At 70.7% G+C, this 24611-nt stretch carries 22 protein-coding genes; 14 read left to right on the forward strand and 8 right to left on the reverse strand.

Going from position 1 to position 24611, the window contains the following annotated elements; genetic code table 11:
• Window positions 1-44 precede the first annotated feature (44 nt).
• Both ACZ4VK_RS01975 and ACZ4VK_RS01980 read left to right on the forward strand, forming a co-directional pair.
• Window positions 45-956: a TIGR01777 family oxidoreductase gene (locus ACZ4VK_RS01975; protein ID WP_468347456.1), complete on the forward strand. Its 912-nt coding sequence runs from the start codon at window positions 45-47 to the stop codon at window positions 954-956.
• 186 nt (window positions 957-1142) lie between these two features.
• On the forward strand, window positions 1143-2519 hold the full coding sequence (locus ACZ4VK_RS01980; RefSeq protein WP_468347458.1) for an NAD(P)/FAD-dependent oxidoreductase: 1377 nt from the start codon (window positions 1143-1145) through the stop codon (window positions 2517-2519).
• A 295-nt stretch (window positions 2520-2814) separates the two neighbouring features.
• Here ACZ4VK_RS01980 and ACZ4VK_RS01985 read toward each other — a convergent pair whose 3' ends face one another.
• The gene (locus tag ACZ4VK_RS01985; protein ID WP_468347460.1) at window positions 2815-4350 is read right to left on the reverse strand and encodes a regulator; all 1536 of its coding nucleotides are present in this window, start codon (window positions 4348-4350) and stop codon (window positions 2815-2817) included.
• A gap of 287 nt (window positions 4351-4637) precedes the next feature.
• Between ACZ4VK_RS01985 and lipB the strand changes: the two genes are divergently transcribed.
• The 4 genes from lipB to ACZ4VK_RS02005 all read left to right on the forward strand — a co-directional run bounded on the left by lipB (window position 4638) and on the right by ACZ4VK_RS02005 (window position 7691).
• Window positions 4638-5447, forward strand: coding sequence for a lipoyl(octanoyl) transferase LipB (gene lipB, locus ACZ4VK_RS01990; protein WP_468347462.1), 810 nt, complete (start codon window positions 4638-4640; stop codon window positions 5445-5447).
• Between the two features lie 102 nt (window positions 5448-5549).
• Window positions 5550-6506: a lipoyl synthase gene (gene lipA, locus ACZ4VK_RS01995; RefSeq protein WP_468347464.1), complete on the forward strand. Its 957-nt coding sequence runs from the start codon at window positions 5550-5552 to the stop codon at window positions 6504-6506.
• A 254-nt stretch (window positions 6507-6760) separates the two neighbouring features.
• The gene (locus ACZ4VK_RS02000; RefSeq protein WP_148004411.1) at window positions 6761-6976 is read left to right on the forward strand and encodes an SCO2195 family GlnR-regulated protein; all 216 of its coding nucleotides are present in this window, start codon (window positions 6761-6763) and stop codon (window positions 6974-6976) included.
• Between the two features lie 10 nt (window positions 6977-6986).
• Window positions 6987-7691, forward strand: a complete 705-nt coding sequence (locus ACZ4VK_RS02005; protein WP_389683722.1) for a DUF4191 domain-containing protein — start codon at window positions 6987-6989, stop codon at window positions 7689-7691.
• 90 nt (window positions 7692-7781) lie between these two features.
• Here ACZ4VK_RS02005 and ACZ4VK_RS02010 read toward each other — a convergent pair whose 3' ends face one another.
• Complete coding sequence (locus ACZ4VK_RS02010; RefSeq protein ID WP_468347467.1) at window positions 7782-8249, reverse strand: RDD family protein; 468 nt, start codon at window positions 8247-8249, stop codon at window positions 7782-7784.
• Between the two features lie 243 nt (window positions 8250-8492).
• On the opposite strand from ACZ4VK_RS02010, the gene glnA reads away from it, so the two are divergent.
• The gene (glnA, locus tag ACZ4VK_RS02015) at window positions 8493-9917 is read left to right on the forward strand and encodes a type I glutamate--ammonia ligase (RefSeq protein ID WP_389683724.1); all 1425 of its coding nucleotides are present in this window, start codon (window positions 8493-8495) and stop codon (window positions 9915-9917) included.
• A gap of 1285 nt (window positions 9918-11202) precedes the next feature.
• Window positions 11203-11517 carry a tyrosine-type recombinase/integrase gene (locus tag ACZ4VK_RS02020; protein ID WP_468347469.1) on the forward strand — a complete coding sequence of 105 codons (315 nt, stop codon included), beginning with the start codon at window positions 11203-11205 and terminating at the stop codon, window positions 11515-11517.
• A gap of 43 nt (window positions 11518-11560) precedes the next feature.
• Here ACZ4VK_RS02020 and ACZ4VK_RS02025 read toward each other — a convergent pair whose 3' ends face one another.
• The 3 genes from ACZ4VK_RS02025 to ACZ4VK_RS02035 all read right to left on the reverse strand — a co-directional run bounded on the left by ACZ4VK_RS02025 (window position 11561) and on the right by ACZ4VK_RS02035 (window position 15642).
• The gene (locus tag ACZ4VK_RS02025; protein ID WP_468347471.1) at window positions 11561-13045 is read right to left on the reverse strand and encodes a hypothetical protein; all 1485 of its coding nucleotides are present in this window, start codon (window positions 13043-13045) and stop codon (window positions 11561-11563) included.
• On the reverse strand, window positions 13042-14964 hold the full coding sequence (locus ACZ4VK_RS02030; protein WP_468347473.1) for a DEAD/DEAH box helicase family protein: 1923 nt from the start codon (window positions 14962-14964) through the stop codon (window positions 13042-13044). The genes ACZ4VK_RS02025 and ACZ4VK_RS02030 overlap by 4 nt, the downstream gene beginning before the upstream one ends.
• A gap of 402 nt (window positions 14965-15366) precedes the next feature.
• Complete coding sequence (locus ACZ4VK_RS02035; RefSeq protein WP_468347475.1) at window positions 15367-15642, reverse strand: hypothetical protein; 276 nt, start codon at window positions 15640-15642, stop codon at window positions 15367-15369.
• A gap of 146 nt (window positions 15643-15788) precedes the next feature.
• On the opposite strand from ACZ4VK_RS02035, the gene ACZ4VK_RS02040 reads away from it, so the two are divergent.
• Entirely contained in the window at window positions 15789-16148 is a 360-nt protein-coding gene (locus tag ACZ4VK_RS02040) for an arsenate reductase family protein (protein WP_468347477.1), read from the forward strand.
• A gap of 27 nt (window positions 16149-16175) precedes the next feature.
• Here ACZ4VK_RS02040 and ACZ4VK_RS02045 read toward each other — a convergent pair whose 3' ends face one another.
• On the reverse strand, window positions 16176-17009 hold the full coding sequence (locus ACZ4VK_RS02045; protein ID WP_468347479.1) for an alpha/beta fold hydrolase: 834 nt from the start codon (window positions 17007-17009) through the stop codon (window positions 16176-16178).
• Here ACZ4VK_RS02045 and ACZ4VK_RS02050 point away from each other — a divergent pair.
• Window positions 16956-17318 (forward strand): MarR family transcriptional regulator, encoded by a 363-nt coding sequence (locus tag ACZ4VK_RS02050; protein WP_468347481.1) that lies wholly within the window; start codon window positions 16956-16958, stop codon window positions 17316-17318. The two genes, ACZ4VK_RS02045 and ACZ4VK_RS02050, sit on opposite strands and share 54 nt — an antisense overlap.
• A 24-nt stretch (window positions 17319-17342) precedes the next feature.
• Here ACZ4VK_RS02050 and ACZ4VK_RS02055 read toward each other — a convergent pair whose 3' ends face one another.
• The gene (locus tag ACZ4VK_RS02055; RefSeq protein WP_468347482.1) at window positions 17343-18251 is read right to left on the reverse strand and encodes a Gfo/Idh/MocA family protein; all 909 of its coding nucleotides are present in this window, start codon (window positions 18249-18251) and stop codon (window positions 17343-17345) included.
• A gap of 206 nt (window positions 18252-18457) precedes the next feature.
• Here ACZ4VK_RS02055 and ACZ4VK_RS02060 point away from each other — a divergent pair, with 206 nt between their 5' ends.
• From ACZ4VK_RS02060 to ACZ4VK_RS02075, 4 genes are all read left to right on the forward strand, one after another.
• Window positions 18458-19855 (forward strand): hypothetical protein, encoded by a 1398-nt coding sequence (locus ACZ4VK_RS02060; protein WP_468347484.1) that lies wholly within the window; start codon window positions 18458-18460, stop codon window positions 19853-19855.
• Window positions 19852-20997 (forward strand): ARPP-2 domain-containing protein, encoded by a 1146-nt coding sequence (locus tag ACZ4VK_RS02065; protein WP_468347486.1) that lies wholly within the window; start codon window positions 19852-19854, stop codon window positions 20995-20997. Before ACZ4VK_RS02060 ends, ACZ4VK_RS02065 begins: the two co-directional genes overlap by 4 nt.
• 138 nt (window positions 20998-21135) lie before the next feature.
• Complete coding sequence (gene glnII / locus ACZ4VK_RS02070) at window positions 21136-22167, forward strand: glutamine synthetase (protein ID WP_468347488.1); 1032 nt, start codon at window positions 21136-21138, stop codon at window positions 22165-22167.
• 379 nt (window positions 22168-22546) lie between these two features.
• Window positions 22547-23101, forward strand: a complete 555-nt coding sequence (locus ACZ4VK_RS02075) for a winged helix-turn-helix domain-containing protein (RefSeq protein WP_468347490.1) — start codon at window positions 22547-22549, stop codon at window positions 23099-23101.
• Here the strand turns inward: ACZ4VK_RS02075 and ACZ4VK_RS02080 are convergent, their stop codons facing one another.
• Window positions 23102-24568: a PepSY-associated TM helix domain-containing protein gene (locus tag ACZ4VK_RS02080; protein WP_468347492.1), complete on the reverse strand. Its 1467-nt coding sequence runs from the start codon at window positions 24566-24568 to the stop codon at window positions 23102-23104.
• Window positions 24569-24611: the final 43 nt, after the last annotated feature.

A 24611-nucleotide genomic window follows, 5' to 3' on the forward strand; every position in this document is an offset into this window, starting at 1 on the left:
GGCCACTGTGTCACGTACGGGGTGGGTGGGGGCAGGATGGCCCCATGCAGCGTTCCGCCACCCGTAAGCGTGTCGCCGTCACCGGAGCCACCGGGCTCATCGGCTCGGCCCTCGTCCGCTCCCTGCGCGCCGACGGCCATGACGTCCTCCGGCTCGTCCGCAGGCCCGCCCGTACCGCCGACGAGGTCGAGTGGGACCCGAAGCGGCTGTACGTCGACGCCGCCGGGCTCGTCGGCGTCGACTCCGTCGTCCACCTGGCGGGCGCCGGGGTCGGCGAGCGCCGATGGAACGAGGCGTACAAGCAGGAGATCCGGGACAGCCGGGTGCTCGGCACGACGGCCGTCGCCCAGGCCCTCGCCTCGCTCGCGGAGCCGCCCGAGAGCCTCGTGTGCGGTACGGCGCTCGGCTGGTACGGGGACACCGGCCGCCGCGCGGTCGACGAGAGCGCCCCCGCCGGCACGGGCTTCCTGCCCTCGGTCTGCGTGGAGTGGGAGGCGGCGGCCGCCCCCGCCGAGGAGGCCGGCATCCGGGTCACCTACGCCCGTACCGGCCTCGTGGTGGCGCGTGAGGGCGGGGCGTGGGGGCGGCTCTTCCCCGTGTTCCGCGCCGGGCTCGGCGGGCGGATGGGCGACGGCCGCCAGTACTGGTCGTTCATCTCCCTCCACGACGAGGTGGCCGCCCTCCGGCACCTGATCGACACCCCGTCGCTCTCGGGCCCGGTGAACCTGACGGCGCCCGAGCCGGTCACCAACCGCGAGGTGACGGCGGCGATGGGGCGGGTCCTGCGCCGGCCGGCCCTGTTCACGGTTCCGGCGCCCGCCCTGAAGGCGGTGCTCGGCGACTTCGCGCAGGACGTGCTGGGCAGTCAACGGGTGCTGCCGGGGCGGCTTTTGGAGACCGGTTTCGACTTCGCGTTCCCGACGATCGACGACTCGATCAGGGCGGCGGCCCACTGACCGGCGGCGTGGGCGAGGCGTTCTCCCGCCCTCCTGCGCTCCCTTGTGCCGCACGCACCCCCGCGCGCGCTGCTGGCACCCGTGGGAGCGCTGCCTAGGCTCGACACGAACCGCGAACTCGGGCATTCCGGAGGCCGGTTGGGGGCATAGGCCTCCCACCGGCCGCGCCGACCTGGGGAGGGGCACGTGCTCAGCAGCGCACACAGCGCAGAAACCGCACAGCGAACGGACGCCACGAAGGCCGTCGACGTCGTCATCGTGGGAGCCGGGGTCGCGGGGCTCGCGGCCGCCCACCGGCTGACCGGGGCGGGGCTCTCCGTCGCCGTCCTCGAGGCCGAACCCCGGATCGGGGGCCGGATGGCGACCGAGTCCGTCGACGGCTTCCTGCTCGACCGGGTCGGGCCGCTGCTCACCCTGTCGCACGAGGAGCTGCGGGCCACCCCGGGGCTCGACGGGCTCGTGCTGCGCCCCTTCGCCCCGGGGGTGCTCGTGCACAGCGACGGGCGGTACGCGCGGTGGGGCGTCCCGCAGCCGCGCCGGGCCCCCGGGGGGCACCGGGGGACGGGCCACCGGAGCGTGGGGGGAGCGTTCAGTGTGGCGCGCGCCCTCGCGAGCGCCCCCCGGCATCCGGCCTCCTCGCTCGACCAGGCGCGGCTCGGCGCCTCCCTCGTCCGGCTCGCCGCGACCCCGACACAGCGGATCCTGGCCCGTCCCGAGCGGACCGCGCGCGAGGCCCTCACCGCCCGGCTGCCCGCCCGGACCGTCCAGGGAGTGCTGCGGCCGCTGCTCGCGGCGCTCCTCGGCGACCCGGACCTCGGTACGTCGAGCCGTCGCGCGGACCTCGCGCTGCGCGCCTTCGCACGGGGCAGGGCGGCCGTCCCCGAGGGCGGGTCCGCGGCGCTCCCGGAGCGGCTCGCGGCCGCGCTGCCGCCGGGCACGATCCGTACCGGCGTCCGTGTCACGGAGGCGTCGATCGCGCGGGTCACGACGGCGGAGCACGGGGTGTTCCGCTGCCGCTCGGTGGTGCTCGCGACGGGTGCGCGGACGGCGGCGGCGCTGCTGCCGGGTCTACGGACGCCCGCCTTCCACTCCGTGACGGTGCTCCACCACACGGCGCCCGTGGCGCCCGCCGGGGAGTCGGCGCTGCTCCTGGAGTCCGACCCCGGCGGGCCGGTCGCCCACACCGCGGTGATGAGCGCGGTCGATCCGCGCCGGGCGCCTCGGGGGCGGGCCCTGATCACCTCGACGGTGCTCGGGACGCCGCCCGACGACACGGAGCGGCGGGTCCGCAAGCACCTCGCCACGCTGTACGGCACGTCGACCGACGAGTGGGAGCTGCTGGCCCAGCACCACACCCCGGACGCGTACCCGGCGATGGCGCCGCCGCACGACGGGGGCCGCTCGGTGCGGCTGCTCTCGGGGCTGTACGTCTGCGGCGACCACCGCGCGACGAGCACGCTCCAGGGCGCGCTCTCCTCAGGCACCCGCGCGGCCACGGCCCTCCTGAGGGACCTGGGCGTCCCCCTCCCCTTGGAAGCCCGATCGCCGGGGGAGGCGGCCTGACGACGTCTCCCCTGACGGGGCGCGGGCCGCTACCCCCCCGTTGTGGGCAATCGTTCCGCTGGGGCGGAACGGGTGGGCACAACGGACGGCGCCCCCTGCCGGGCCCAGGCTTCCGCGCCTGAACCCGCACCCCGTTGCGCGCCGCACAACTCGGTGCGGGTCCAGGCACAAGGGGCGGAGGCGCCCACCAAAGGGCGCCGTCCCGTGTGCCCACCCGTCCCGCCCAGCGGGACGATTGCCCACACGGCGGTGGCGGGGAGCGGGCGGGGCCAGGCCCGGGGCCCGGGGGCGGTGGTCAGCCCAGGGCTGCTACTCGGTCGCGGTACGTGCGCGCCGCCGCCGCGTCGCGGTACGGCTCCAGGCGGCGTTCGAAGTCGCGTACGTACTCCACCGCCCGCGCCGACCGCATCTCCGACGCCTGCTGCGCCGCCTCCGCACCGAGCGCGCACGCCTGCTCCAGTTCGCCCAGGGCGAGGCGGGACGTGGCGAGCACCACCCGGCAGAAGAGGCGGCTGCGGGCGAAGCCGGGTGCGCGGAGCTGCAGGGCGCGTTCGGCGTGCTGGGCTGCCGGGCGGTACTGCTGGAGGTCGCGGTGGCAGTGCCCGAGCTCGTCGGCGAGCTGGGCCTCGTCGAACATCCGGGCCCAGTACGGCACCTCGTCACCGGGCCGCGCCGCTTCGAGGGCCCGCTCGGCCCGTACGAGCGAGGCGCTGCACACCCGCGCCTCGCCCAGGACCGCGTGCCCGCGCGCCTCGACCGCGTGCAGCATCGCCTGGACGACGGGCGGCGCGGCCGGCCCGACGCCCTGCTGGGCGACCCGGGCGAGCTGGACGGCCTCGCGCCCGTGGCCGAGGTAGACGGCCTGGCAGCTCATGGTGAGGAGCACGTACGAGCCGTAGGCCCGGTCCCCGGCGGCCTGGGCGAGGCGCAGCGCCTGGACGAAGTAGCGCTGGGCGAGCCCGTGGGCGGCGATGTCGTACGAGGTCCAGCCGGCGAGCCGGGTGAGGTCGGCGGCGGCGGCGAAGAGGCGGCGGCCGACGGACTCCCCGTAGGTGCCGCGGAGCATCGGCTCGGTTTCGTGCTCCAGGTAGCGGACGAGGGCCTGGCGGGCGTGGCCGCCGCCGTAGGCGTGGTCGAGGGTGCGGAAGAGCTCGCCGACCGAGCGGAGGGCGGCGATGTCCCCGCTGGAGACCCGCTGGCCCGGCCCCCTGTCCGTACCGCGCTGCCGGGGCACGGAGAAGCGCCCCTGCGGCGGGACCCGGGGGTCGTGCGGGGCCCGCGGGTCGTGCCCGATGCGGGTGTCCTGCGGAAACCGGGCCGCCTCGGCGGTCACGGCGACGGGTGGGGCGGGGGCGCGCGGGCCGGGCGGCTGCTCCCCGCGTGCCACGCGGTCGTCGGCGCGCCCGATCAGCCAGTCGCGGCTGGGGACGACCAGGCCCGCCGGGGTGAAGGCGATCTTGCGGAGTTCGGCATGGCTGCCGGAGTCCTTGCGCCACAGCCCGCTGACGATGTCGACGGCCTCTTCGGGGGTCGCGGCGAACTCCAGGCCCGCGTAGACGGGCGCGCAGGCGTCCAGGCCGAGGTCCTGGGCGGAGAGGCGGCGGCCGAGACGGCGGGTGAAGACCTCGGCGATGAGGGCGGGTGTCGTGCCGCGCGGCTGCTGACCGCGGAGCCAGCGGGTCACGGAGGTCTTGTCGTACCGCAGGTCGAGACCGTGTTCGAGCCCGAGCTGGTCCACCCGTCTCGCGAGCCCCGCGTGGGAGAACCCGGCTTCGGCGATGAGCGCGGCGAGCTGGCGGTTCGGGATGCGCTGCGGTGGTCGTTCCGTCATCAGCTGTGCGGTCTCCTGCCTTCCGGGTCCGGGCGGCAGCCCCGTCGGACCCTCATGGAACGGCGCGAATTTAGCGGCCTTCACCGCCTGTACCGCCACCTTCGCCCCACATTCATCCGATCGTGTGAGGATTGACGGCATCGCTGACGTAGGTGCCCTCGTCCACCTGCCGGAGGAGCTTTCCCGGCACCGCCGTACAGTGGCATGGGCGCGAATGACGCATGGTGTCGAGCCGGCCCGGGATGATCCCCGGTCCCCGGCCCGGGCACCCAGGAGGAGGCATGGCCGTGAGTGAGCTGCGATTCGTCCGCCTTGGTTTCGGCGAGGAAGCCGTCGACTACCAGGTGGCCTGGGACAAGCAGCGCGAGGTGCACGCCGCGCGGTTCGCGGACGAGATCGACGACACCTGTCTGCTCCTGGAGCATCCGCCGGTCTATACGGCCGGCCGGCGTACGGCGGAGAGCGAGCGCCCCCTCGACGGGACGCCGGTGGTGGACGTCGACCGCGGCGGCAAGATCACCTGGCACGGCCCCGGTCAGCTGGTGGGCTACCCGATCATGAAGCTGCCCCGCCCGGTGGACGTCGTCGCGCACGTCCGGCGCCTTGAGGACGCGCTGATCCTCACGGCCGCCGAGTTCGGGCTCGAGACGACCCGGGTCGAGGGCCGCAGCGGCGTCTGGGTGCTCGGTGACCCGGTGGAGCAGCGGCCGTCCCTCGGCGGTCTGTCGCTCGACTTCGACCCGCGGCTGAACGACGAGGAGTTCGACCCGCGCCTGAACGGCCCGGAGTACGCCCCGTCCAACGCCGGCCAGCGCCGCGAGGACCGCAAGCTCGCCGCCATCGGCATCCGGGTCGCCAAGGGCGTCACGATGCACGGCTTCTCGTTCAACGTGAACCCGGACAACGCGTGGTTCGACCGGATCATCCCCTGTGGCATCCGTGACGCGGGCGTGACCTCGCTCGCCAACGAGCTGGGCCGCGACATCTCGATCGCGGAGGTGCTGCCGGTGGTGGAGCGCCATCTGCGGGAGGTCCTCGAGGGCGCGGAGCTGAAGCCGCGCGAGATCGAGCGTCCGGTGGAGACGGCCTCGGCCTGAGGAATGCAGGGCGCTGGCCAGAGGTTGGCCAGCAGTAGTAAGGCATGGGAAGCAACGGCGTACCCTGGTGTGCGCCGAAGAATCGAAGCTACAGGAGCCGATGTGTCCGCAGTCGCACCCGACGGACGCAAGATGCTGCGCCTGGAGGTCCGGAACGCCCAGACCCCCATCGAGCGCAAGCCCGAGTGGATCAAGACCCGGGCGAAGATGGGGCCCGAGTACACGAAGATGCAGAGCCTCGTGAAGAGCGAGGGGCTGCACACGGTCTGCCAGGAGGCGGGCTGTCCCAATATCTTCGAGTGCTGGGAGGACCGCGAGGCGACCTTCCTCATCGGTGGCGACCAGTGCACCCGGCGCTGCGATTTCTGCCAGATCGACACGGGCAAGCCCGAGGCGCTGGACCGTGACGAGCCCCGCCGCGTCGGCGAGTCGGTCGTCACGATGGACCTGAACTACGCCACGATCACGGGCGTCGCGCGCGACGACCTGGAGGACGGCGGCGCCTGGCTGTACGCGGAGACCGTGCGCCAGATCCACCAGCAGACGACGGAGCGCGCCGACGGCCGCACCAAGGTCGAGCTGCTCGCGCCGGACTTCAACGCGGTGCCGGAGCTCCTGGCGGAGGTCTTCGCCTCCCGCCCCGAGGTCTTCGCGCACAACGTGGAGACGGTGCCGCGGATCTTCAAGCGGATCCGTCCCGGCTTCCGTTACGAGCGCTCCCTCGACGTCATCACCCAGGCGCGGGACTACGGTCTGGTCACGAAGTCGAACCTGATCCTCGGCATGGGCGAGACCCGCGAGGAGGTCAGCGAGGCGCTTCGGCAGCTGCACGACGCGGGCTGCGAGCTGATCACGATCACCCAGTACCTGCGCCCCTCGGTCCGGCACCACCCCGTGGAGCGCTGGGTGAAGCCGCAGGAGTTCGTGGAGCTGAAGGAGGAGGCCGACGAGATCGGCTTCTCCGGAGTGATGTCGGGCCCGCTGGTCCGTTCCTCGTACCGCGCGGGCCGTCTGTACCAGCAGGCCATGGAGAAGCGCGCCGCCGCCCAGGGCGTGTGAACCCGAGCACAAGTAGTTACCGGCAAGTAGTGGCCGGATCCGGCGCGGCCCGTACGCTCCCGCAGCTCAGCGGGGACGTACGGGCCGCGTCGGCGTCTCCCGGGCCCGCCCACTTGGCCGTATCAACGTTTCATCAGTGTTTGACCACCGGGTCATGCCCTGGTAACACCGATCTGTGAGCCTGGTTTCACTCACCGCCACCGCCTGCTCACACCCCCGCCTCGTCTCACCCGCAATCGAGGGAGGACCCCGACATGCCGGCCGCATCGACGCACGTCCGCGTCACCGCGATCCCGTCCGTCACCGACGCCCTGAAGGCCGTGGAGTCACTGCTCCTCGGCGCCGGGCAGCGCACCGCACGGCGCAACGCCTGGAACTCCGTCCTGGAGGACCGCCGTCGCGCCAAGGACCGGGTCGAGGCCCAGCACGTGATGGAGGTCGCGTCGGGCCGGACTTCCCGGGCCACGTAAACTTCAGGACATGGCGAGGAAGGCAAACACGGGCAGCGCTGACGCTGCGAACCAGGGGCGGCTCAAGCAGATCGCCCTCACGTACAAGATGACCCGAAAGGCCGACCCTAAGGTCGGACTTGTCGTCGCAGGCGTGGGCATCGTCGTACTCGGTGTCCTCCTCGCGATCGGCTTCCTGATCGGGCACCCCGTCTACCTGGGCATCCTGGGCTTCGTCCTGGCGCTCCTGGCGGCGGCCATCGTGTTCGGGCGGCGCGCCGAGCGCGCGGCCTTCGGGCAGATGGAGGGCCAGCCGGGCGCGGCCGCGGCGGTGCTGCAGAACGTCGGGCGCGGCTGGACGACGACCCCCGCGGTCGCGATGAACCGCAGCCAGGACGTCGTGCACCGGGCGGTCGGCCGGGCCGGCATCGTCCTGGTGGCCGAGGGCAACCCGAACCGGGTCAAGACGCTGCTCGCGGCTGAGAAGAAGCGGATGAGCCGTGTCGTGGTGGACACTCCGGTGCACGACATCATCGTCGGCGACGGCGAGGGCCAGGTGCCGCTGAAGAAGGTCCGTACGACCATGCTCAAGCTGCCTCGGGTGCTCACCGGCCCGCAGGTGACGGCGGCCAACGACCGGCTCCGGGCGATGGGCGACCTGATGAGCAACATGCCGCTGCCGAAGGGTCCGATGCCGAAGGGCATGCGGATGCCGCGGGGCGGAAAGATGCGCTGACGCGCCCGACCGAACACAGAAGAGGGGCTCCGGACCACCAGGTCCGGAGCCCCTCTCGCATGCTCATGACGATTCAGCCGCGGACTGGATTCAGATACGGACCTGGACGGCGCCGGAGAGGCGGTCGTGGAGGCCGCGGCCGTCGCGGTCCCAGATGAGGGCCGGGATCGCCAGGCAGACCAGCAGGGAGCGGAGCGCCACCCGCGGCAGGCCGAGCCGGCCGCCGCGCACCGAGACGACCCCGAGGCCGAAGAGGCGCTTGCCGGGCGTCGAGCCGATGGTGCCGACCGTCAGCACGCTCAGGACGAGGAGGATCAGGAGGGCCCAGTTGCCGGTGGCCTGGTGGTAGCCGTCGGTGATCAGGCCGTATGCGATCAGGGTGCAGAGGGCCCAGTCGACGGCGAGGGCGCCGAGGCGCCTGCCGGGGCGGGCGATCGAACCGGGGCCCTCCTCGGGCAGCCCCAGCTGCTGACCGCGGTAGCCGAAGTCGACGCCTGCGTCCTCGGCCGCCGCGCGGGGGCCGGAGAGCCAAGATCCGAGTGCTTGCCTGTTGTCCACCCGACCACGGTACTGCGCCCGTTTTTGATCACTTCGGCCCGGGTCGGCGAACACGGGCCGAATCGGGCGGTGAACGGCGCCGGGCACCGGAACGGCACCCACCCCGGTTAACTTCTACGAAACAAATGGGTCATGCTTGAGAAATCCCGTCTGCCTATGGTCGGGTCCAGCGTGTGCCACCGCACTGGCCGCATACCGAGCTGCAACCCCGCCCCTCCCCGGGCCGGGAGTAGGAGGAGTGGGATGTCCGAGAAGCACGGGTTCCAGAACGCCGACGAGGTCCAGAAGTTCATCAAGGACAACGACGTCAAGATGGTCGACGTCCGCTTCTGCGACCTCCCGGGCGTGATGCAGCACTTCACGATCCCGGCGACGGCCTTCGACCCGGCGGAGGAGCTCGCCTTCGACGGCTCGTCGATCCGTGGCTTCCAGGCGATCCACGAGTCCGACATGGCGCTCCGCGCCGACCTGTCGACGGCCCGCGTGGACCCCTTCCGCCGCGACAAGACGCTGAACATCAACTTCTTCATCCACGACCCGATCACGGGCGAGCAGTACAGCCGTGACCCGCGGAACATCGCGAAGAAGGCCGAGGCGTACCTCGCCTCCACCGGCATCGCCGACACCGCGTACTTCGGCCCCGAGGCCGAGTTCTACGTCTTCGACTCGGTCCGCTTCGAGACCTCGGCGAACCAGGGCTTCTACCACATCGACTCCGAGGCCGGCGCCTGGAACACCGGTGCGGAGGAGAACAACCGCGGCTACAAGGTCCGCTACAAGGGCGGCTACTTCCCGGCCCCGCCGGTCGACCACTTCGCCGACCTGCGCTCCGAGATCTCCCTGGAGCTGGAGAACGTCGGCCTCCAGGTCGAGCGCCAGCACCACGAGGTCGGCACCGCCGGCCAGGCCGAGATCAACTACAAGTTCAACACGCTGCTCGCCGCGGCCGACGACCTGATGCTCTTCAAGTACATCGTGAAGAACGTCGCCTGGCGCAACGGCAAGACCGCGACCTTCATGCCGAAGCCGATCTTCGGCGACAACGGCTCGGGCATGCACGTCCACCAGTCGCTGTGGTCGAACGGCGACCCGCTGTTCTACGACGAGACGGGCTACGCGGGCCTCTCGGACACCGCCCGCTACTACATCGGCGGCATCCTCAAGCACGCCCCGTCGCTGCTCGCCTTCACCAACCCGACGGTGAACTCGTACCACCGCCTGGTCCCGGGCTTCGAGGCGCCGGTCAACATGGTGTACTCGCAGCGCAACCGCTCCGCGGCCATGCGCATCCCGATCACCGGCTCGAACCCGAAGGCCAAGCGCGTCGAGTTCCGCGCGCCGGACCCGTCCTCGAACCCGTACCTCGCCTTCTCGGCGCTGCTCCTCGCGGGCCTCGACGGCATCAAGAACAAGATCGAGCCGATGGAGCCGATCGACAAGGACCTGTACGAGCTGGCTCCCGAGGAGCACGCCAACGTCCCGCAGGTCCCGACCAACCTCGAGGCCGTCCTCTCCGCCCTGGAGAACGACAACGAGTACCTCCAGGCCGGCGGTGTCTTCACCTCCGACCTGATCGAGACGTGGATCGACTACAAGCGCACCCACGAGATCGCCCCGATCCAGCTGCGCCCGCACCCGCACGAGTTCGAGCTGTACTTCGACCTCTAAGAAACGGGAGGAACCGGGACATACCCGCACCTGCGGCGACGCATCTCGCCCTCCTGACTTGCGGAAACACCCCCGGATAGCTCCGGTCGTTTCCGGTTGGTTCCGGTCGTCTCGTGCAAGGTCTGTGCAATCGGACGACCGGAACCTGACGGTGCGCCAGACATGGCTTCGCCAGAGCAAGAGCCCTGCCACTCCCTACGGAGAGTGGCGGGGCTCTTTGCTTTTCCTCCCGCTATGTCTACAAAAGCGCAGGCCAGGGCTACCATATGAGACCTGACCAACTGTTTGACGTAGCTCTGAGTGGAGGCATACGGTCCCGTCCGTAGCCTCGCGGGCGCCCCTTGCAGGGGGCGATCTGGCGGCTCCGCGACGCCTTCGCCTGCCCCGGCCGGCCCGGCGTCGGAGAACGACGCCCAGGGTCGCTCCCGCTGGCGCGATCCCGATGGTGTGCAGCAGACCGAGCTCTGCCGGACCGAAACCGAGGCGAAAAAGTACGAGACCAAGATGCGCGGCGAGGTCGATGACGGTTCGTACATCGATCCCAAGGGCAGCGAGACGCTCATGGGCACGCTCGTGGATATGTGGCTGGCGGCGAAGGACTACCCGAACCCACGGTCGGTCTACCAGGTCGAGTCGCGCACCCGGGTCCACATCAAGGACCACGCCATAGGCGGCATGAAGCTCAAGGACATCACGCCGTCGAAGATTCTCGCGTGGACCAAGGACCGGAAGAGGGTCTTGGACGAGACGTACGTGGGCCTCATCCTCGGCGAGATGCAGTCTATGTTCGACCTGGCCGTGGACGACGACCTGATCCGCAAGAACCCGTGCCGCTCGTTCACCGTAAGGCAGCAGAAGCCGCGGCGGTCGAAGCCGACGGCGAAGGAACTGCCGCTGACGTGGGAGCAGACTGACAAGATCCGCATCGAGTTGCCGAACCGGTACAAGGCTACGGTCGACTGTGGCCGAGGGCTCGGGATGCGCCAGGGCGAGGTCTTCGGGTTCAGCCCGGACGACATCGTGTGGGACCATCCCGACGGCCCCATGGTGCACATCCAACGACAGATCGCCTGGGACGGCTCGGTGATGGTCTTCGACGGGGCCAAGGGCGAGGATGACCTCAACCCCAAGGACCGGTGGGTCGGGCTTGGCGAGGAGGTCGGGGATGCACTCCTGGAGCACATGGAGAAGTACCCGCCGATCGAGGTGACTCTGCCGCACGGCACCCGGGACGGGGAGCCCATGACAGTCCAGCTCATCTTCTACAGGCCGGGAGAAGAAGCCGGTGAACAAGTACTACTTCAACTCGTACATCTTCAAGCCGGCGCTCGCGGCCGTCGGCATCATCGCGGACCTAGACCCCGAACAGAAGAAGAAGGGGACGAGGCGCTGGCCCAAGAGTCGAGACAAAATGATGCATGCTTTGCGGCATCTGTACGCATCAATGATGATCGAGGCCGGGGTGGACATCTACACTCTCGCCGACCGGCTCGGGCACTCCGATCCCGCCTTCACGCTCAGGAAGTACGTGCACCGGGTTGCGGGCGCCGGGGAGAAAGTCCGCGGGGCGCTCCAGAGCATGTACCGAAAGGCTGCTTGACGCGGAGCCCCCGCCGTACACGTCGAGGGCTCCGCCGCCAGCGTCAAACTGCCTCGGTGTCGACGGCCCTCAGGTGGCTTCCCCTCTGCGGCACGATCAGAGCGACGAGTGCTTCCACCGACGCCTTGAGTTCAGTCACTTCGCGGACCAGATCATCGTCAGCGATCTCCGCGAGTGGGGCACTGCTTACCGACGCGATGCTCTTGGCCGTGCTCGCAAGGACTTTGTGAATCCGGGTACGTTGCTCTGCTGCACGGAGCTCGGGGTTCTTTTCGATGGCCTCGGCGGTGAGCGCCTGGACGGTCTCGTATGCCTCGGCAACGGCTTCAGGCGTCGCCGAGGGCGCGTCGACCACTTCCAGGAGCTTGACGACTCCTTCCCTGGCCTCTTCAGGAAGTTCAAGGGTGTGACCGGCCGGCGTGCGCACCTTCCCTTGCCCGGCGACGTGGCGCACATACTCGGCGCGTTCGGCCTTCCGTGACTCAACCGCCGTTTCCTTACGGAACACCGGGTCGTCGGCGATGGTGCGGGCGAGAGCGGTGCGCAGGTCGCCGTCGTCTCGTGCACGCTCCAGAAGTGCCGTGCGGGCCGCTTCAGCAGTGCTCTCGTCTGCGAGAATGGCGGCCTTCATCGCCCCAGGGCTCTTCGCCGCGTAGACCACCTCCCGCACGCTGAGACCTGCTTCCCGCGCCCCGGCCATCAGGGCGTCCGCGCGGTCCGGGCTGACGCGACCCGGAGTGAAGCACTCCGTCCACGTGCTAGCAGGGGGCAGCGGTACATCCATGCCGGGCTTGAGCTGGTCGAAGTCGGGGAGGTCGCACTTCTCGACACCCTGCTCCCACGCCCTGTAGTACCGCATCACCCTCTTATGATCCCAGCCGATGAGCCGGGCGAACTCCCGCACGGTCACCTTCTGCGAATGGGTCAGGTGCCCCGCTTCTTCATCTTGCGCTGGGCCACCCGGCTTCCCGACGTACACGTTGCGAGCGACCTTCAACGCCCAGACCCAGCCGCCTGACTTGCCGACCGACCGTAGCTCATAGACGTCACGGTCGATGGGGTCGTTGAGGTCAAGGTCAGCTTCTTGAACCGCGTCGGTCGCTGGCGCCGCCTCGGGGTCGTCCGAAGGGTCTCGCCAAAGGACTTCTTGTCGGGCTTCCCCGTCGGACAGTTCAGCCGCCGGCTCAACCCAGACGTTCTCGATCGGTTGCGTCTGAAAGTCGGATACGGGGCGTCCGATCAGGTCAGCAACGAGGCGCGCAGTCTCCGGCTCGTCGCCGACCAGATGCATCAGTTCGTCGATGCTGTAGCCCAATCCCCTGGTCGGCTTCGCAGTGACGAACGACTCGAATGAGTCGTGCGTCACCTGCTCGCCACGAGGGGTGGTGAAGTTGCGCCAAGATCCCTCTTCGATCACCTGACGGACCAGTCCGGGGACGGACCCCATGCCGTTCATGGTGGACCGCATCGACGAACTCAGCGCATTGACCAGCACCGCGTTCCCGCTGGCACTGTGTGTGTCGTTCATTTCTTCTGTTCCTCCTTGATCGCAGCGTCGAGCATCGCCAAGCGCTTCTGGAGTTGTTCGAGTGTCGCGGTCTTGACGTTGTTCCCGAGATTCTTGTTGAGCTCCCCGTTGATGTGCTCGAAGGGACGGTTGGCGAGGGCAGACAGCCGAGCAACCTTTTTGTGAATCAGCTGGCGGAGCTTCTTCTTCTGGTCTCCGAGCGGCTCGTCATCCTGGTCCGCAGGGCGCTGGCTGGGCACCGCATTGACGTTGAGCATCCCGGCGGAGCTGAGAAGAGTCGCCACCCACTCATCAGTAACCGAGGGCGGCACAGGGCCGGTCAGCTCCATCGTGCGCTTGGCGAATGCCAACTGCTCGGGAGTGAACTTCGCCCCGCTGGCAATGGTCGCGTGGTGCGTCGCCACGGAGGAACCAATCGTCTCGTAGGCAGGAAACAGCGTGTCGCCTCCGCCTTCACCATCGCCGATCTGTCCCTCGCGGATCTTCTTCTCTTCCTCGGCGAGCACTGCATCGACCGTCTTCTCGATCTCCTGTGCGTACGTGAGGAGGATCGAGATGGAAGGGATGAACAGACGCGCCGTCGTCGGGTCTTCCTCGCCGCGCATTCGCACGAATCGACCTACGACTTGGGTGAAGAACATCTGGGTCCTCACACGGGAGGCATAGACTCCGACCCCCAGGCGCGGGATGTCGACCCCCTCGGCGATCATCTGCACCGCGACGATCCAAGGGGCGTCGCCCTTAGCGAACCTCTTGATGATGTCCGAGGCGTTCGGTTCGTCGGAGATGGCGACCGGAATCGGCGTCCCCGCGATCCGTTCGAGGATCTTGGCGTAAGCATTCGCGGCGAACTGGTCACTGGCCACCACCAGGCCGCCAGCGTCCGGGGTGTCGATGCGCATGCGCAGGAGGGCGTCGTGAGCCTCCTTGAGCACGGAGGGAATCCACTCGCCGTCCGGGTCTAGTGCGGCCTTCAACGCCTGAGGCACTTCGTCCTTGTCGGCCTCGCTGAGGTCGACGGACGTAACAGCCATCTGCCCCGAGCGACGCCACTGCGACTTCCCGTCCCAGGCCGGGAAGACGGCCGGGCGGACAACTCCACCGTCGGCAAGAGCTGTGCCGTAGTCGTAGTTGAAGCTGGGTACGGCACGACGCTCTTCGTCGTAGGTGACGAAGGGAATCGGCTTGCCGTCGGTCCGGAAGGGCGTGCCCGACAGCAGCAGACGTCTCGCGGCCAGTTCGAAGGACTCCTTGAGTGCCTCGCCCCACACCAGATCATCGCCGTCGCCTGCATGGTGGATCTCATCGAAAATGACGAGAGTGCGCTTGTTGGACGCAAGCCTGCGCCACAGGAGCGGCGCGGACGCTACGGCCTGGTAGGTCGCCACGACGCCGTCGAAGTCGGAGCCGACTGCACCGTTCTTGTTCTCGAAGACGTGGTCGAGCTTGATGCCCCTACGGGCACCGGCCTCAGCCCACTGGCGACGCAGGTGCTTGGTCGGGACGATAACCACGACCTTTGTGATGACGCTGCGGTCGATCAGGTCTTGGGCGAGGGTAAGTGCGAGGGTGGTCTTTCCGGCTCCGGGCGTGGCAACGACTAGGAAGTTGTTGTTGTCACCACCGTTTCGGGAGTGGTAGCGCTCCTGTGCGTCTCGCTGCCAGTCACGGAGGCCGGCGGTGTTCGCCATGAAGTTCGGTCCCTTCTGCAAGTTGCACGGAGGGCAGAGTGCCTGCCCGTTCAACACATCGGTCGGGCCGCCCTCGGACCACGGCGTCATGTGATCACCGTGCCACCCGGGCTCCAGCTCGGCCGCGCAGTTGACGCACTGTCCGCCAGCCGCAAGAAACATCGCCACGCGCTCTTCGCTGTTGAACGAGCGGCGGCGGTCACGGGGTTGTTTGGACACTCCTCCCATGTGCCGCAGCGTATAGGTGGGCACTGACAACGAGAGGGGGTTTCCTGACTGGAGGTCACCGACGAGGGGGCTGGGACCTGCCCACCGCGGCGGCCGGACCGCCCCACAGGGCTCCACCGAATCACGGCCGTCGGCACCGCATCCGGCCACTACGCTCCGTGTTGCCCCTGGAGGTGTCGGGTACGCAGTCGACAAAGTCCGCCGGAAGGTCGAACGATCGCGCACTCAGCGCTGCGAGAACTTCGATGTGTAATGAATGTGCAAGGTGATCTTGAAGCAAGGGCATCGATGCAGGTCAGGGACTACATCTAGTAAATCTTCGACCTCTAGGCCGGAGCCTCACGAGTGAGGGCCGCCGCCCCCGGATCTCCGGGAGCGGCGGCCCTCGCCGTTTTCCGCCGGTCAGCGGCCGTGGCGGATGAACGTGCGGACCATGCGGCAGGTGGTGTCCGAGGGCGGGTGGATGCCGATGTGGTCGGCCGTGGTGCGTATCGTCGCGTTCGTCGCCTTCGACGGGACGTAGACGCCGGCGTCGAGGAGGGCGATCGCGAGGCGCATGGCCTTCAGGCGCCGGTTGTGCGTGACGTACCACTCGCGGGGGCGGCCCGCGGGAAGGGGCTTCCTCTGGAGGGGCTTCCAGGGTTCGATGGACGGCGTCCGGATCACGGCGAGAGCCATGGGCTACCTCCTGGCGAACGGTGGTGGGGGCCCTCCCCGGGACCCTCACCTTCACCCCTTATTTTAGTGGCCCCCACTGACAATCGCCCCTGGCCAGACAGGGTTTGAGGGGTGGTGGGAAGTGGGTTGGGGGGTACCGTGGGCCCATGGAGATCTGGATCAATCCCGCCTGTTCCAAGTGCCGCAGCGCCCTCACCCTTCTCGACGCCGAGGGCGCCGAGTACACCGTGCGGCGCTATCTGGAGGACGTGCCCTCGCCTGAGGAGATCCGGGAGGTGCTCGGGCGGCTCGGGCTCGAACCGTGGGACATCACGCGGACGCAGGAGGCCGACGCCAAGGAGCTCGGGGTGAAGGACTGGCCCCGCGACGCCGAGAACCGTGACCGGTGGATCGAGGCGCTCGCCGGGCACCCCAAGCTCATCCAGCGGCCCATCATCACCGCCGAGGACGGCACCGCCGTCGTCGGCCGGTCCGAGGAGGCCGTTCGGGACGCCCTGTCCCGGTGAACCCCTGGAGAGGTCGGGGAGCTGAGGTCACGTCGGCTTCAGGAAGGCGCTGATCTCGGTCAGTGCCTTCGTCGGCAGGGTCGCCGGGAGCGTGTGGTGCGTCGCGCCGGGCAGGAGCTCCGTCCGCAGGCCGAGGGCCGTCGCGCTCGCCGCCACCCTGCGCACGTCGTGCGCTCGGCTGCCCTCCGCCAGGAGCAGCAGCGTCCGTGGTCGCAGCTCCGCGAGTTCGGCGGGGGTCGGGCGCGGGCCCGTGACCGGGCGGTGGCGGGGAAGCTCCGCCGCCAGGGCGTCGAGGCGCCGTACCTCGTGGTCGTGCTCCGCGCCGGCCGTCTCCCACGCCAGGAACGCCGCGGTCCTCGCCCGCGTCGGGCGCAGCAGCATCGGCAGGGCCCTCAGCAGGTAGCCGGGGCGAAAGCCGGCGAAGCAGCCGGTCGGGTCGAGCAGGACCAGGCGGTCCGTCCGGTCCGGGGCCGCCAGGGCGTACCGGAGCGCGATCCACCCTCCGTACGAGTGGCCGCAGAAGGCCGCCGAGGTCAGCCCGAGGCCGTCGAGTACGGCGTCCAGCCAGGCCGTGAGGTCGGCGGCTGTTCGGATCGGGCGCCCGTCCGCCCTGCTGCGGCCCGGTCCGCCGACGAGGTCCACGGCGTGCACCCGGTGCGTCGCGCCGAGCACGGCCGCCGTGGTGCGCCAGGAGCAGGCGGTCGCCCCGCCGCCCGGCAGCAGGAGGACGGGCGGGCCGTCCTCGACGCCGTGGCGCAGGAGGTGCGTGGCGCCGAAGGGGGTGGGGAGTTCCGCGGCCTCCGTGGGGTGCGGCCAGCGCGCGAGGAGTTCGTCGTACGCGGAGTCGAAGGTGGCGGGCATGGGCTGACACCGTCCTCTCGTTCGGCAATAATCTCGCTGAGCGAGCGGCTCGGACTCAACTCGGCCGGTACGACCGCCGTCGTCGACCGGCTCGAGCGCCTCGGGTACGTGGCCCGCGTCCGGGACACCCGCGACCGGCGGCGCGTGCTCCTCACCGTGGAGGAACGGGCGAAGGAGCTGGGCCGGGTGCACTTCGGGCCTCTGATCGACGGGGCCGTGACGCTTCTCGGCGGCTTCGACGAGCGGGAGAAGGAGGCCGTCCGGCGGTTCCTGAGCGGTGTCCGGGATCTCATGAGCCGGGTGCGGTGACCGGCACCCACGCGGGTGCGCGCCCTACGTACGGCTTGCCGCTGCCCTCTCCGCCGTCGTCAGGATCTCGGTGAGGCGGAGGCCGAAGCGGGCGTCGCACGCGTGGGGCACGCGCGTGCGGGCCGCCGTGACGAGGGCGTCGACGGCCGCGCCGAAGGCGTCCACCGCCCCGTTCCACCGGGGCAGTTCGGCTCTGCCGCCGGAGCCGTACAGCGTGAGGGCCGCCTCCGCCGCCTCCGGCGGGGCGCTGAGGGTGAGCGTGGCCGTGCTGCTCGCGCCCGAGGTGTGCCGCAGGACCAGGTGGTGGGTGTCGTCGGGGCCGGGCGCCGCGGTGATCTCGGTGACGTCGCCGAGGACCGGCAGGTAGACGGAGAGCACGTGCGGGCCCACGTCCCAGAGGCCGCCCTTCGCCCGTCGCCACGGAGAGGCCGCGTACGCGCTGCTCGAACCGGGTCCGTAGAGCGAGCCGAGCCAGTGCGCCTGGCCCAGGAACCAGCCGCCGGCCGCCGCCTGTTCCTCGATCCAGCGGGCCGTCGGCTCGGCGAACCTCAGCGTGCAGAAGACCACCGAGGCGACCCCGGCCGCCTCGACCGCCTCGGTCACCTCGCGCGCCCCCGCGACCGTCGTCGCGACCGGCTTGTCGAGGAGCACGTGACACCCGGCCGCCGCGGCCCGCACCGCCAGCGGGGCCTGTACGTCCGGCGGCAGCGCGAGGGCGACGGCGTCGCTGGCCTCGAACAGGGCGTCCACGTCGTCGTGGGCGCGCGTGCCCGACGCGGCGGCGAGCGCGGCCGCCGCCTCGGGGCGTCTGCCCCACACCCCGCTGAACTCGATCCCGGCGTGCCCGGCGAGCGCGGGCGCGTGCGTGCGCGCGGCCCAGGGGCCGGTGCCGAGGAGTCCGATACGGGGCTTCGCGCCCGGGTTCTTCACCATGCCCCCAGTCTGCCGGGTGGCAGTGACAACGGCCCCGGTGATGCCGGTCGCCCCGAAATGCCCTGGCGGACCTCCCCCCGCCCGGTGTTAGCGTGTCCGGGCCGGCCGCGGGACTCCGGTGCGACTTCCGGAACCTGCCTCTGAAGCAACGTCTTCGCTGTTCGCGCCCTCATTCCCCGGCCGGCGCCCACAAGAAGGGGAGAGCCTTGTCCGAGCTCGTCGCCGCCGAGGACGTGCTCCTCTTCGTCAACGCCGCCGTGACCGCCACAGGACAGCGTGAGTTCCGCTCCTCCGCCGCCGAGCAGCACTTCTCACTCCGCTTCGTCCACGAGTACGTCCGGATCAACTACCGGCCCGTGTACGCCGCCGCCCTGGCGCTCGACATCAACCACCACAACGCCTGCCTCATCATCGAGCAGCTGCTGCGCACCGCCGACGAGGCGGGCGGGCCCGAGGAGAAGCGCGCCGAGGGGCGGCTGATCGGCGCGCGTCTCGCGCTGCTCCCGCCGCAGCGGGTCTACCGGCTGTTCCGCGCGCTGCGCGGGGCCGGGGTCAACAACCGGCGTACGCGCGCGATCACGCGCGCGTGGCTCGCGGCCCGCCCGGATCACGCCCTGGACGCGGTGAAGTACCGGGCCGGTCTGAAGTCCGCCCTGCGGCACGTCCACGGGCGGCTGCCCGATCCGGAGACCGGCGACTTCCTCTTCGCGCCCGGCCGCCGGGTCCGGTACGAGAACGCGACGCTCGACGCCTTCCGCCGGGCCCACTACGAACAGGGCGCGCTCTACGAGCTGCCGTTCACCGTCGCGGAGGGGTTCGCGGCGAAGCACGGGGTGCCGCGCGCGGTGTTCCTGGAGCGGATCGCCCCTCGGATGACCCGCCTCGAACAGCTCAGGACCGAGCGGGCCGCCGACCTGTCGGTGATGCCGCTGACCCGTCTCGCCCTGTACGTCCTCTCGCTGCCGTTCGGCGAGCGGGTGGAGCGGCGGGCCGAACTGACGGGTGCGCTGCGGGCCGCGGCCCGGCGCGCGGCGGGCCCGTACGCCGGGAGCTGGGGGCGGGTCGCGGCCGTGCTCGACGACAGTTTCTCCTCCTCGGGCTCGGCGGTGAAGCGGCGCCGTCCGCTGGCCGTGGCGCTCGGCTCCCACCACCTCCTGGAGGCCCTCGCGGCGCCGGGGGCGTACACCCCGCTGTGGACCTCGGGCGGCAGCGATCCGCTGCTCGTCCGGCCGTCCGGGCCGACCCCGCTGGGCCTGCGGATCCTCGACGCCCTGGAGACCGGCCCCGACCGGCTCGTGATCGTCTCGGACGGCTGGGACAACGCCCCGCCGGGGCTCGCGGGCGAGGTCCTTCGGGTGTGGCGGACGCGGCTCGATCCGGAGCGGCGGACCAGCGTGGTGCACCTGAACCCCGTATACGACGCGGAGGGTTTCGACGTGCGCCGGCTCGCCCCGAGCGTGCCCGTGGCCGGGATCCGGGACGCGGAGGACCTGGCGGCGCTGGTGGAGATCGCGCAGTTCGCCGAGGGACGGACGGGGTTCGGCGAGCTGCGGGCCTATCTGGACCGGCGGGTGGAGCTCTTCCTCGAAGGGACCGAAGGATGACCCGGATCGATCTCACCGGTCTCGAGGTGCGGCCCGCGCAGGTGTGGGGCGGGGTGCGGCTGGTGCCGCTCGTGCGGGCCGAGCCGGTGGCGGGGCTGCGGCTGCACCGTGAGGTGTACGAGGGGTACGGCGCTGTGGAAGTGGGCGACCGCACGGTCTACAGCTCGTACATCCCGCACGGCTTCGTCGCCGACTGGACGGGTACGGGGGCGGAGTCCGCCGCCTACGGGACCCGGCTCGGCGGGGAGGAGCCGCCCGCCCACGTGCCCGTACGCCGGCTCCACCGCATGGCCAAGCGGCGCCACGGTGAGCGGAGGCTGCGGTTCCTCCCGCTGCACCTCGCCCTTGAGGGGTATCTCGCGCTGCACTTCGGCGGGCCGTCCGTGGTCTGGGACGACTGGTCGCGCGAGGCGCTGCGGCACGGCCTCTCGCCGCGTGCCGAGGCGGCGTACGCGGGGTGGGCGGTGCCGGGGCTCGCGGAGGCGCTGCGGGTCTTCGAGGTGCACCCCGGGCAGTGCGGGATGTTCCTGTACGTGGCCGACGCGCTGGCCGCCGCGTTCGTGGTGCCGCACCCGGACGACTACCGGCTGCTGCACCCGACGCTCGTGGAGGACCTGTTCGGGGAGCTGGTGCACCAGTACGCGCACTACGGCGGGCCCGTGCCCGAGTTCACGGCGCGGATCAGGGACGGGGCGGGAGGCATCCGCACCCTCGCCGACCTGCGGGCGGCGGCGCGGGAGCAGGAACGGGCCTGGGCGGTGGCCCATGACGGGCTGATGGCCCGGGACCTCCTGGAGACCTCGTACGCCTTCGAGCGGGTGTACCGGGCGGGGCCGTTCGATCTGTACCGGTTCCTTCCGCCGTTCCAGCGCGGTGGCCGGGAGCAGCACATCGGGGAGCTGATCACCGACCGCAAGGGCCGGGCGGTGTATCTGAAGACGTTCCGGCTCTCGGAGAACCAGATCCGGAAGGGGTATCTGCTGCACCGGCTCGCCGCCTGCGACTGGCACCCGGGACGGACCGCGGAGGCCCTCGGGACCTCGTACGCCGAGGTGGTGCGGCGGGTGCGGGCCGCGGGGCTCGGCGGACTCCTGGACGCGCACGGTGTCGCACAGGGGCTGCGGCAAACACAGGAAGGCTGAGTAACACGGGGTTCACATTCGGGCAACCGACGGGAAATCCCGTGTTGCGAAGCTGCGACCGGACACAGACACCGCAGCTTCTCGCAGCGCCGCGAGCCGTTGCGATTCCCGCAGCAGCACGCCCAAAGGATGAGGCCCGTGACCTTCAAGGCTGAGTACATCTGGATCGACGGCACCGAGCCGACCGCGAAGCTTCGTTCCAAGACGAAGATCATCGTCGGTGACGCGCTCGCGCTCGACCAGCTGCCGATCTGGGGCTTCGACGGTTCCAGCACGAACCAGGCCAAGGGCCACGCCTCGGACCGCGTCCTCAAGCCGGTCTTCTCCTGCCCGGACCCGATCCGCGGCGGCGACGACATCCTGGTGCTGTGCGAGGTCCTCAACACGGACATGACGCCGCACGAGTCCAACACGCGTGCCGCCCTTGCCGAGGTCGCCGCGAAGTACGCCGCTCAGGAGCCGATCTTCGGCATCGAGCAGGAGTACACCTTCTTCAAGGGCTCGCGCCCGCTCGGCTTCCCCGAGGCCGGCTTCCCGGCCGCGCAGGGCGGCTACTACTGCGGTGTCGGCGCGGACGAGATCTTCGGCCGTGACGTCGTCGAGGCGCACCTGGAGAACTGCCTCACCGCCGGTCTCGGCATCTCCGGCATCAACGCCGAGGTCATGCCGGGCCAGTGGGAGTTCCAGGTCGGCCCGCTGGCGCCGCTCGAGGTCTCCGACCAGCTGTGGATCGCCCGCTGGCTGCTCTACCGCACGGCCGAGGACTTCGACATCTCGGCGACGCTCGACCCGAAGCCGGTGAAGGGCGACTGGAACGGCGCGGGCGCGCACACCAACTTCTCCACCAAGGCGATGCGCGAGGGCTACGACGCGATCATCACCGCCGCCGAGTCCCTCGGCCAGGGCTCGAAGCCGCTCGACCACGTCAAGAACTACGGCGCCGGCATCGACGACCGCCTCACCGGCCTGCACGAGACCGCCCCGTGGGACCAGTACTCCTACGGCGTCTCGGACCGCGGCGCCTCGGTCCGCATCCCGTGGCAGGTCGAGCAGGACCAGAAGGGCTACATCGAGGACCGCCGCCCGAACGCGAACGTGGACCCGTACGTGGTGACCCGCCTCCTGGTGGACACCTGCTGCGAGGCCCTGGAGAAGGCCGGCCAGGTCTGATCCGCACGTCTCCGGATCCCCGGAAGGGGCGCCCACCGTTTCGTACGGGGGGCGCCCCTTTTCCTCGTGGCGCCCCCTTTCCTCGTGTGGTGAGGGCGACACGGGCTCGGACCGGACAGGGGCTGCTCACCGGCATTCCCTTCTGGTTGAATAGGGATATGGCCTTCACACGGAACGACAGCGCGACGGGTCGTCATGACCTCGAGCCGTTCTGGCCTTCCCGGCAGCATCACGACTTCGACCGGGTGTGTTGCCGCGCGAGGAACGCGTCGGCCCTCTAAAGCCCCGATCGGTACGGTCCGATCCCCGGCCTTCGGCCGACGCGCACGACGTACGACTCCTGTCCGTCCGTTTCTCCGCGCGAAAGAGCTGACCTCTCATGGCCCACACCCAGAGTGCTTCCCTCACGGCCGTCCGTCCCGGCCGGCACCGACTGCGCGCCGTCGACCCCGACGAGGGCGTCGACTTCGCCCGGGTCGCGGACTTCCTGCCGCCCGGCGCCACCCTGCTGCCCGCTCCCCCGCACACCCTGCCGACGCTGCCGGGACGGCCGCCGATGGTCGGGTACCTGGTGCTCGTACCGGCCGACCAGCAGCCGCCGCTGCCCGTCGCCGCGCCCGCGTCCGCCCCCGCGTCCGTCGCGGTGGAGGAGCAGGGGCCCGTCGTCATCGACGGCGTGCGGCGGATCGCCCTCGTGGACGGGCGGGCGCTCGACCTGACGTATCTGGAGTTCGAACTGCTCGCCCATCTCGTGGCGAACCCCCACCGGGTGCACACCCGCGACCAGTTGGTCACCACGGTGTGGGGGTACGGGCACGTCGGCGACGGCCGGACGGTCGACGTGCACGTGGCCCGGCTGCGTCGCAAGCTGGGCGCCGAGCACCGCCACACGATCCAGACCGTGCGGCGGGTCGGCTACAAGTACACGCCCTGATCAGTTCGTTCGCGACCTCGCCCGAAGCCGGGACACCAGGGCCAGGGCGAGGTCGGCCGCCAGGAACAGCAGCAGGCTGAGACCGAGCAGCGGGACGAACCGGCCCACCAGGGCCGTGGCGGCGGCGAGCGGCAGCAGCATGGTCACCGGGACGCTCCGCCACGCCCCCCGCGCCACCGGGCGGCCCGGTCGGCGCAGCCACCACATGCGGTAGCCCCAGAGGACGAGCAGGATCACGGCGAGCGCCAGGGCCGCCAGGGCCAGCTGGTTGAACAGGCCGAGGAAGACGCCGGTGTGCGCGTCGATGCCTATCCGGGTGAGCTTGGCGAGGAGCGGGTAGTCGGCGAAGGCGAGCCGGTCGAGGACCGTGCCGTCCGCCGGGTTCACGGCCGCCGAGTCCAGCTGGAGCGGGAACTGCGTGTCCGTCTCCTTGACCACGTACCCCTTGCCCTCGGCCGGCAGGACCACCGAGATCCTCGGGCTGTCGATGCCGGCCGCGCGGGCCGCCTCCAGTGCCTTGTCGAGGCCGATGTCCGGCCCCTGGGCGGTGGTGCCGCCCCCGGTGTGCGCGCCGCCGTGGCCCTCGTGGCCCTCGTGTTCCGAGGAGCCGCCGGCCGTCCCCGCGTCGACCGTCGCGGAGAGCGTGGGCGTCGCGCCGCCGAGGCCGTCCTGGACCGCGCCGATGTTCTCCCCCGCGTACCGCGACCAGGTGAGGCCCGTCGCGGACAGCAGGACGAGTCCGGTCACCGCCCACAGCCCGACCGAGCCGTGCCAGGACAGCGTCCGGCGGCGGGACGCCGGACCGCCCTCGGGGACGAACAGGGCGCGGCGGTTCCTCCGTCGCCGTCCGAGCCAGAGCAGCAGGCCGCCCAGCGCGATGACCCACAGCCAGCTCGCGGCCAGCTCGCTGTAGTTGCGGCCGAACTCACCGAGGTGCAGATCACGGTGCAGACCGTCGATCCAGGTCCGCAGCGGGAGGGCGCCGGAGCTGCCGTAGCTGGGCAGCTGCCCGCGTACGTCCCCCGTGTACGGGTCCACGAAGACGGCGAGGGACGTGCCCTCGGGGACGTCGGGGTCGGTCATCAGGACCCGGGTGGTGGCGCCCGGTTCGGCGCCCGGCCATACGGCGGTGACGGTGCCGTTCGGATTGACCTTGCGGGCGATGTTCACCTGCCGGTCGAGCGGCAGGGTCGTGTCGCCGACGGGTACGTCGAGCTCGTGCGCGTACACGATCTTCTCGGCCTGGAAGGAGAGCGCGTACAGCAGGCCGCTTGCGGCGGCCACCAGGAGGAACGGGGCGACGAGGACGCCCGCGTAGAAGTGGAGGCGGAGGACGAGGGGGCGCAGGGCGCTCCAGGTCCCGGGCTTGTGGGGGGTGGGAGTGGTGTGCGCGGCTTGCGCCGGTGGCGCCTCGGTCGTTTCCGGGCGTGCGGTCGTTTCCGGGCGTGCGGGATCGTCGACGGTCATGGCTGTCCTGGGAGTCGGTGCAGACAGGGGGAGGACCCCCGGG

The organism is Streptomyces sp. NPDC028711 (assembly GCF_055565415.1).

Coding starts and splice junctions, on each gene's coding strand:
- ACZ4VK_RS01975 (WP_468347456.1), top strand. CDS start 45: ATGCAGCGTTCCGCCACCCGTAAGCGTGTCGCCGTCACCGGAGCCACC.
- ACZ4VK_RS01985 (WP_468347460.1), bottom strand. CDS start 4,350: ATGACGGAACGACCACCGCAGCGCATCCCGAACCGCCAGCTCGCCGCG.
- ACZ4VK_RS02000 (WP_148004411.1), top strand. CDS start 6,761: ATGCCGGCCGCATCGACGCACGTCCGCGTCACCGCGATCCCGTCCGTC.
- ACZ4VK_RS02005 (WP_389683722.1), top strand. CDS start 6,987: ATGGCGAGGAAGGCAAACACGGGCAGCGCTGACGCTGCGAACCAGGGG.
- glnA (WP_389683724.1), top strand. CDS start 8,493: ATGTCCGAGAAGCACGGGTTCCAGAACGCCGACGAGGTCCAGAAGTTC.
- ACZ4VK_RS02025 (WP_468347471.1), bottom strand. CDS start 13,045: ATGAACGACACACACAGTGCCAGCGGGAACGCGGTGCTGGTCAATGCG.
- ACZ4VK_RS02030 (WP_468347473.1), bottom strand. CDS start 14,964: ATGGGAGGAGTGTCCAAACAACCCCGTGACCGCCGCCGCTCGTTCAAC.
- ACZ4VK_RS02035 (WP_468347475.1), bottom strand. CDS start 15,642: ATGGCTCTCGCCGTGATCCGGACGCCGTCCATCGAACCCTGGAAGCCC.
- ACZ4VK_RS02040 (WP_468347477.1), top strand. CDS start 15,789: ATGGAGATCTGGATCAATCCCGCCTGTTCCAAGTGCCGCAGCGCCCTC.
- ACZ4VK_RS02045 (WP_468347479.1), bottom strand. CDS start 17,009: ATGCCCGCCACCTTCGACTCCGCGTACGACGAACTCCTCGCGCGCTGG.
- ACZ4VK_RS02055 (WP_468347482.1), bottom strand. CDS start 18,251: ATGGTGAAGAACCCGGGCGCGAAGCCCCGTATCGGACTCCTCGGCACC.
- ACZ4VK_RS02065 (WP_468347486.1), top strand. CDS start 19,852: ATGACCCGGATCGATCTCACCGGTCTCGAGGTGCGGCCCGCGCAGGTG.
- ACZ4VK_RS02075 (WP_468347490.1), top strand. CDS start 22,547: ATGGCCCACACCCAGAGTGCTTCCCTCACGGCCGTCCGTCCCGGCCGG.
- ACZ4VK_RS02080 (WP_468347492.1), bottom strand. CDS start 24,568: ATGACCGTCGACGATCCCGCACGCCCGGAAACGACCGCACGCCCGGAA.